This is a genomic window from Mycobacterium sp. (genome assembly GCF_049673265.1).
Classification (GTDB): domain Bacteria; phylum Actinomycetota; class Actinomycetes; order Mycobacteriales; family Mycobacteriaceae; genus Mycobacterium.
In genome coordinates this window covers 1-7,668 of sequence record NZ_JBATXN010000256.1, presented here as the reverse complement: position 1 = coordinate 7,668, position 7,668 = coordinate 1, and the positions used below count along the sequence as shown (strand labels likewise).

Annotated in this window: 8 protein-coding genes and 1 pseudogene; all 9 read right to left on the bottom strand. The window is 64.0% G+C overall.

Annotation, left to right across the window (positions count from 1 at the left end):
- Positions 1 to 147: 147 nt before the first annotated feature.
- Entirely contained in the window at positions 148 to 345 is a 198-nt protein-coding gene (locus tag WBF82_RS09005) for a hypothetical protein (protein ID WP_424382702.1), read from the bottom strand.
- Between the two features lie 16 nt (positions 346 to 361).
- Positions 362 to 1,474, bottom strand: coding sequence for an aminotransferase class I/II-fold pyridoxal phosphate-dependent enzyme (locus WBF82_RS09000; protein WP_424382701.1), 1,113 nt, complete (start codon positions 1,472 to 1,474; stop codon positions 362 to 364).
- A gap of 67 nt (positions 1,475 to 1,541) precedes the next feature.
- Positions 1,542 to 2,276: an anti-sigma factor family protein gene (locus WBF82_RS08995; protein ID WP_424382704.1), complete on the bottom strand. Its 735-nt coding sequence runs from the start codon at positions 2,274 to 2,276 to the stop codon at positions 1,542 to 1,544.
- Positions 2,277 to 2,337: 61 nt separating this feature from the next.
- Positions 2,338 to 2,466 (bottom strand): annotated as a pseudogene (locus WBF82_RS08990) (sigma-70 family RNA polymerase sigma factor); the annotation flags it as partial.
- A 168-nt stretch (positions 2,467 to 2,634) separates the two neighbouring features.
- Entirely contained in the window at positions 2,635 to 2,994 is a 360-nt protein-coding gene (locus tag WBF82_RS08985; RefSeq protein ID WP_424382700.1) for a DUF7427 family protein, read from the bottom strand.
- Between the two features lie 262 nt (positions 2,995 to 3,256).
- Positions 3,257 to 4,735 (bottom strand): glycoside hydrolase family 130 protein, encoded by a 1,479-nt coding sequence (locus WBF82_RS08980; RefSeq protein ID WP_424382699.1) that lies wholly within the window; start codon positions 4,733 to 4,735, stop codon positions 3,257 to 3,259.
- On the bottom strand, positions 4,732 to 5,754 hold the full coding sequence (locus tag WBF82_RS08975; RefSeq protein WP_424382698.1) for a glycosyltransferase: 1,023 nt from the start codon (positions 5,752 to 5,754) through the stop codon (positions 4,732 to 4,734). The genes WBF82_RS08980 and WBF82_RS08975 overlap by 4 nt, the downstream gene beginning before the upstream one ends.
- Positions 5,751 to 6,938 (bottom strand): glycosyltransferase, encoded by a 1,188-nt coding sequence (locus WBF82_RS08970; RefSeq protein WP_424382703.1) that lies wholly within the window; start codon positions 6,936 to 6,938, stop codon positions 5,751 to 5,753. The genes WBF82_RS08975 and WBF82_RS08970 overlap by 4 nt, the downstream gene beginning before the upstream one ends.
- A gap of 290 nt (positions 6,939 to 7,228) precedes the next feature.
- Positions 7,229 to 7,668 (bottom strand): STAS domain-containing protein (locus WBF82_RS08965; protein WP_424382697.1); only part of this gene is annotated, 440 nt, incomplete at its 5' end.

Sequence of the window (7,668 nt, the reverse complement as noted above, 5' to 3'; positions counted from 1 at the left end):
CACTGTCGACCACACTGCGGAAGGCCGGTCTGCCGGCGCCGGGGGAAACGACCTGGTACCACGACCACACTGACGGCCACTATCGACATTCGGCCCCCGTCGGCATGCGAGCACGGTCTAGCCCCGGCGAGCCGTTGCAGGTGGTTGTTACGCCGCTCGGACCTCGACCACGCTGAGGGAAAAAGCGGTTTGCACCACCCGTGTCATCTGGAATCCGGCTTGGCTGAGCAGGTTTCGGTATTGGGCGGCGATGCCCTTCGCTGGGCTGAGTAGCATCTCCAAATCCACCCATTTTCCCGGGAAGTCACGGTCGTGGTTGGGGACGACCAATTCGACCAGCAGCACCTTTTCTTACCGCACCTCAGGACGCGATTTGCTCAACCCGCCGCTTTGCCACTGCGGCCAGCACGGCTTGGGTAGACGCGCGGCTTCCGACGGTGATCCGGGCAGCGCCGTCAGGGTAGTAGCGGGCCGTCAGCCCGGTGTCGTCGAATACCTCTCGCCAGGGTCGCCGGACGGCCGGCAGGTAGACGAAGTTGGCGTGCCCGTCGGTGGTGTAGACGCCCATTGCCCGAAGGCGCCGGGACAGGTAGTCCCGCTCACCGGTGATTCTCAGAATGCGTTGTTGCAACTGGTCTTCGGCGTCGTAGGACGCCGCCACCGCGACCAAGCTGGTGATGGCCATGCCAAACGGCAATTGCATCTTCCACAATATTCTGGCTAGCTCCGGCGATCCGAAACCGTACCCGATCCGCAGTCCCGCCAGCCCGTAGGCCTTGGAGAACGTCCGCAGCACAATGACATTCGGGAACTGCCGGACCAGGTCCGGTCCGTCGATACGGTGCTGGGGGGCGACGAACTCGATGTAGGCCTCGTCGAGCAGCACGACGGTGTCATCCGGCACACGCCGCAGGAATCGCTGCACGTCGGCGACAGGCTCCACGGTGCCGGTCGGGTTGTGCGGTCGGCATAGTACGACCACCCTGGCGTCCGCCGCCGCCTCGGCCATTGCGTCCAGGTCATGATGGCCGTGCTCGTCGAGTGGGACAGTGACCGATGTCAGGCGGGCCATCTGCGCGAAAATCGGGTATCCATCGAAAGTCGGCTCGCTGAACACAATCCGATCACCGGGCCGCGTCACCGCATGCAGGACCTGCATCACCACCCCGCTCACACCCGCTCCCAGCACGACCTGCTCGTCGCAGACCCCGATGTGACCGGCGATCAAGCGGCGCAGCCGTTCGGGCAGGAACTCCGGATACCGGTTGGCGACATCGATCGAGCGGATCAGTGCCGAGCGCACCGCTGGCAGCGGCGGGAACGGGTTTTCGTTGAGGGACAGCGCAAATGGATCGGTCGCGTTGGGCAGCGCGTCGAGGATGTCCGCGGTGACTGGGCGACCGAATATGTAATCGATCTCGATTCTCGCGAGGTGCTCGACGATATGGTCGACCACTTGCTGAGTCCTGGGCATCTGCTCACCTAACTTGTTTGTCGGTAACACGACCTGCGGTTGACTTCGGTTTACTCGGGGGCGGAATCTACAGCGAACGTTGCAGGAACACCTCGCCGTCGTCGGCGGAAACCACTTGCACAGAGGCAATTTGATCGACAGGCGTCGAAATGCTGCCAGCGGGCGTTGCCGTATGGCCCGGATTCGCCACCCAGGTTGCCATCCGAGTGTGGCTACCGTCGCGACCTACCACGACCATCGCTAGCGTGTCGTGATGGGCGTTCAGCGGGGCCAGGCAGACGCAGTTCATCGAGATGAACGTTCCCCACTGTTGGCTGCTAAGCGAGACCGTCGAGGCCAGCCTGTTGGTACCGACCTGCGCCATCGGCTGAACCGAGACGCTGGCCTGCGGCGGGGTGGGCACGGATGTCGGGTAATGACCTGCAACGCCGACAAGTACACCGATTGCCAGCACCGCGGCTGCGGCGGCCCCAGCCGTCCAAGTCACGATGCGGGACCAGCGCCGCCGCCAGCTCACTTTGGCCATCAGCGACGGCAGCAACTCGTCAGGCGGCAACGGTACTACGCCACTGCCATTGTCGACCGCCAACTCGTCGCGATCCAGCTGCGACAGGAGAGGGGGCATGCCGATAAGCTCGCCAACGGCGCTGCGGCACAACGGGCAGTCGGCTATGTGCGCTTCAAATTCCCGCCGTTCGACGGACGACAGTGATCCCAGCACGTATGCGGCATCCCACATCGCGTACTGGCCATGCCCGGATAGATCACCGCCACGCGGCGTTCCGGGCTGCCATAGCGGCATCGTCGTATAACTCCCATCTGCCCCTGGCACGTCTTGCATTTCGTAATTCTGGGTTCTTGCTTGTCAGTCGCATGGCCCGCACGGCATAGTGCAGCCGTGACTTCATGGCGCCTTCGGCGATGTCAAGACCGGCGCACTATCGCGCGATGTCGGCGGCTAGTTGCGCCATCGCTTCGGCGATCAGTAGTCGGTGTGCGGTCCGGCTATCGCCGATGAATTATGGTGTGGCGAGGGCGAGCACGCTTGCGTCGTAGAGTGTCTTCATCAACTCGGTTTCCGCACCCACCGAACTGGTTGGCCCAGGCATTGCGTTCGCAGAATCCCCGCTCGCACTTCAACCAGAGCCAGCTACCACGCTTCACGCGGCAAACTTGCGAACGACCGTCGCAGCCACCAGGCTGACCCGCTGTTCTACTTTTGGGCGAAGCCAGAATTGCCGCAGCAGCCGTCGATACGCGGCGAACGTCAGCGTGATCGGGTCGCACCACGGCGGTATGCCACCGAGCAGATGCAGGGCGGTCACCAGGATCATCGACGCGGTGGCAAGCGGCTGCGACTTGAAGTACCGGCGGGCCGCGTTGGTCAGCTGCTCGTCATCGGTGGCGATCAGGTCGTAGGCTGCCACACCACCGGCCAGTGTCACCCACGCTCGGTCTGAATTGCGCACCGTTACCGCCTCCTCTGTCCAGAACACGTCGGGCGGGGCTGGAAAGTTCACGCGTTGCGCCGCGTCGTGATCCCGGCTGAGCCGTAGACCTACATCGTTGGGGTTCGTCCTCAGCGTGTCGTCGTCCCGGAGTCGTCGAATCCGATTCCCCTGGAACAGACGGAAACACATTGATCCCGGCGACAATTTCAGATGGACTCTTCCGGTGGCCGGTTTCCAGTAGATCTGCAATCAAACACCCTACAAGGGAGCCTGTCGGCATTGCTGGCCTACGTCGTAGGCGCGCGGAGGCACAATTTGAATGTCTCGAATCTCAGCGGCTCAGAGCTGCAAGGAGTTCGGGTAGCCGCACTGTGGCAATACCGATGGCGGCGTCACTAATGCCGTACGGCAACACCAGGGTGTCGGCGTGGACCAGTGCGCCGCAGGAGTAGACAACATTGGGCACGTAGCCGTCCTGCTCATCAGTAGCGGGGCTCAGTAGCGGTTGCGGTAGCTGACTAAGAATCCGTGTCGGATCGGCGAGATCAAGCAGAATCGCCCCGATGCTGTAGGTGCGCATCGGACCGACGCCGTGGGTCAGCACCAGCCACCCGGCGTCGGTTTCGATGGGCGAGCCGCAGTTCCCGAGTTGCAACACCTCCCAGGCTCGGGTCGGGCTCTGGCACGGAAGCGCACTCGGCCAAACGGACAGATCATCAGAGTAGGCAACGGTATTCGATTCGCGATCTGATCTCGACATGGCGGCGAAGCGACCGCCAATCCGGCGAGGAAACAGCGCCAGACCCTTGTTGGCAGCGGCGCGTCCGACGATCGGTGCGGAGGTGAAGGACTGGAAATCTGTGGTCTCCAGGAGCTGCTGGCTGATCTGGGACCCGCTGTAGGCCGTGTAAGTGGCATAGAAAGTGATGGCGCCATCGTCGTCGATGAAACGGACGAAGCGTGCATCCTCCATGCCGGCCTGCTCTGCGCCCATCAAGGGCGACAGTACCCGTTCGGAAAGTGTTGTGTGGTCAGAGAATTCGATGGCGTATGTCCGTTCGGCGATGCCGCGGAGTAAGGACATCGTCTCCCTTGCGTGCCTGCGGGTGCTCAGAGAAGCCTGGAGTCTTGCGAACTGTTGATTCAGTGCAGTTTGGGTAAAGCGCTCGCCGAGTCGATCGAGGACATAGTCGGCCGCCTCTCCGGCGTCGTCGACTCGGGCGAGTTCACTGCGGAAGACGGCTGCGTCGAGCAAAGCCGGCTCCGCCGCTCCCACCGTGGCGAACGGAGCCGGGTCGTCGATCGTGATGCCGCCGGCTGCGTCGATGACGCCGGTCCTGAACCCGATTGACGAACGGTGCCCCTCGCCAATGCCCCGGACGCTCATCACGAATCGCAGGCTGCCTGCGACTGTCCCAGCCTGGTCGGGGTGGGCCACGATGCTGGGGTTGCACAACGCCGCACCTTCAATGGCGTATTCGCTGGTGAACGTCGCGCCCAGCAACAACTTTCGTGCCTCGGAGAGGTCCAAGTCGGGATCGAGACGGTCGGCGAGTTCCCTGGCGTGCCGGCGGAAGGTGCCAGCAAGATCGCGGTGGCGCCCGTTGAAGCGGATGACGAGATCGTCTAGCGAAGAGCGCACCTGCCCCTCGTCCAGGGCCAAGATACGCGCCAGCACCGCCCCCGCGCGGGACTCCTGGTACTCGAAACCCTCCTGGCCAGGCACAAAGAGTCGGGTAATGACTCGCGACGGGTCGGCCTCAAGCCGCTGGGGGCTGCGCGTGACGAGCCCAGCATCCACGGAAGTCATTGCCGCACAGTCGAGAAGCGCCGAGCGTGCTGCATCGTCGAGAGCACTGCCAGAGTCGACTCCGCGCCCTGGTTTTGGTTCACACCATCGGCTTGCAGGCCGTCGAATCCGCCGCCGGTCTCCGGGTCCCACATGAGCTGTAGCGCGTCGTTGTCACCCATGAACCAGGCCGCAGCGGCCCGAACCCCGTCGGGCCAGGTCGACCCGGTGTCGATGGCAGCGGCCCGCGCGCACGCGTCGGCGAGGGTGGACACCTCGATCGGCTGCTGATCGAACGCGGGCCGAAGGTCGTCCGGCCCTCTGCCCGCAGCGGGAGTGGGTGAGAGGTGCCCCGCTGCCGTTTCGTATTCGACCAGCCAACCCAACAGATCCAAACCCTGGTACCGCAAAGTGGAATCGTCGAGCGCAACGCCCGCGGCGATCATCGCCTCGGGGAGAACCGCATTCGCGTAGGTGAGTCGCGGCTCAGGCCATGGCCAGGACGCGTCGCCGTTGGGTTTGGCCACGGTCTCGGCGTAGTCGGCGAGGAGTGTGCGTGCCGCCGGTTGCCCGGGGTCGACGGAGAGGAGTTCGGCAGCACCCAACGCCGCGAACGCCATTGCTCGAGGCCACGGCGATCGCACCTTCGCGGACCGTTCAAACTGAATGACGGCCAACTGGCGAACCAGAGAGACGTCACTATGCGCAGCGGCAGTTCCCAGTCCCCAGATGCAGCGCCCCCAGCAGTCCTTCAGGGAGGGCTCATCCTCCCAACGGCCCTTGCTGTCCATCCGGTTTCGGCAAGCACCGGCATAGGACTGCGCATCGTTCAGGAACTGTATGGCCAGGCGCGCAAGCCTGTTGACTTCCCCACCAGAGTTGGGCTCTCGAGTGGCGACGACGAGAACCCTGGCCATGTCGTCGGTGCAGTAGCCGTGCTCGGGCCGGGGTTGAGCGAAACAGGCATGCTCGAACGTGCCGCGACGGTCGGTCAAATGCAACAGGTGGTCGAAACTCAGGTCCGACACGGTGGCGGTCATACCAACGCCCGACGCTCACCGAGAAGGTGGTGCGCCAGATCCAGATAGGCATTCGCCACGATCGGCCACGCCATCCGTGGGGCCAATCGCGCGGCCTCGGCGGCCATCGTCGCGGCGAGGTGCGGCTGGGTCAGGACCCGGAGCAGCGCTGACGCCAGCGCATCCGGGTCGTCGTGGCCGACGACGATGCCCGCGCCGCTGGCGAGGAGTTCGACGGCATGCGGAAAGGCGGTGGCGACGACCGGCCGCCCGCTCGCGATGGCGTCGACCAGAACACCGGAAGTGACCTGATCCGTAGAGTCGTATGGCAGGACGACCACGGCCGACGACTGAACCAGCGCCGTCAGCGATGACACGTCGCGGTAGCTGGCGTCGAAGGAGACTGAGTCCGCTACGCCGCTGAGCCGCGCCTGTTCGGCACGGGCGTTACGGTATGCCTCGCCATCGGCTGCGAGAACCTTTGGGTGCGTCCGGCCGGCAATCAGGTAGCGCGGCCGGACGGGGAGGTCGTGCAGCGAACCCATCGCGTCGATGACCCGCTCGATGCCTTTTCCCGGACCTAGAAGGCCCCATGTCAACAACGTCGGCCTGTCTGACCGCGCCGGCGGGGCGAGCCGCCTCGGGACGGTCGCACCGTGCGAGATCGTGGTGACTTTGCGGGGATCGACGTCGAAGCCGAGACACAGACGTTGACTGGCCGCCTCCGACATAACAACCACCTGAGCCGCCATCGCCGCGATCGCCTCGAGCACCCAACGCTGATGCGGGGTCGGCTCTTTGAGGACCGTGTGAGCGACCACGATCGACGGGATGTGCAGCCCGCCGACGATGTCCACCACCTCGTCTCCGTCGAGACCGCCATAGATGCCGTACTCATGCTGGATTACCGCGATGTCGCTCTCGTTCAGCAAACCGGAGGCTGCAGCTACGGATGTCGGGGAACCGTTGACCAGCTCTCCGATCACCCGAGCGTCAGAAGATAACGACCCGTCGGCCACCCGCACGACGCTGACGTCGGAGCCGTTCGCGCACAACCCTTCCGACAAGGCCGCACTGAATGTCGCAAGCCCGCACCGTGTCGGTGGATACGTACTGAGAATACCGAAACTCGCGGGGCCGCAAGGGTATTGCCCGACAAGAGGGCCGTTCGATGTTTCAACGGTAGATGGAGCGCTCAAGGTGATCCCAACGGAAGGTCGTCACCGACGTTGTCCGGCGCGAGCTGCTGCTCTGCGAGATCAGCGGCGGACGGCTGACTTCATCCCGGACTGGCTGGGTTCCCAACCTTATTGACGGTACACCCGATGAGCGGCTACCGCGCATTGAGCCCGGCCACGCAGTTCCCGCACAAACCACAGCGGATTGAGCAGTTTAAGGTTGTCATCGGGCAGCAGCAGCGTTGTCGCGCGAGCGACCAACCCTCGCAACACATTAACGTCAGGGTCGACCCGGCCTCGACATTTTGAACCCAGGGTCAACCGCCGACAACGCAGGACAATCGAGCTTGGCGATCGCTTCTGTCAAGGCCCGCTGTTCTTGCCGGACCTGTCGGGTGAGGCTGGCCTTGGACGATCGTCATTGCTGCCTCGACGGTGCTGGCGGCGGGTAGCAAACCCTGCGGGTCGCCGATCCGTAGCACCCGGGAGACTGCGTCACCAGGTACTACTGCCCAGCCTATGCCAGGGTGCGCGCAGCAGACGGAGACCCTGTGCAGCGCCGTGAAACCCTCGGTTCCAAAGAAATCCAGGCCGCGCAGATCAACGATCAGTCCGCGGCAACCCGTCAGATGCCCCATGGTGTACTCGGTCAGAGTGTCAGCGTTGGATGCATCGATGTGGCCGCGGGCGCTGACGACGGCTACCGATGATCTCAGCCGACGATGGGCTAATCGTGTGGTGTGACTCTCCCATGGCT

What these genes read in the sequence shown, in the direction of transcription:
- WBF82_RS08975 (WP_424382698.1), bottom strand. Translation starts at nt 5,754, where the DNA reads ATGACCGCCACCGTGTCGGACCTGAGTTTCGACCACCTGTTGCATTTG.
- WBF82_RS09000 (WP_424382701.1), bottom strand. Translation starts at nt 1,474, where the DNA reads ATGCCCAGGACTCAGCAAGTGGTCGACCATATCGTCGAGCACCTCGCG.
- WBF82_RS08995 (WP_424382704.1), bottom strand. Translation starts at nt 2,276, where the DNA reads ATGCCGCTATGGCAGCCCGGAACGCCGCGTGGCGGTGATCTATCCGGG.
- WBF82_RS08980 (WP_424382699.1), bottom strand. Translation starts at nt 4,735, where the DNA reads ATGACTTCCGTGGATGCTGGGCTCGTCACGCGCAGCCCCCAGCGGCTT.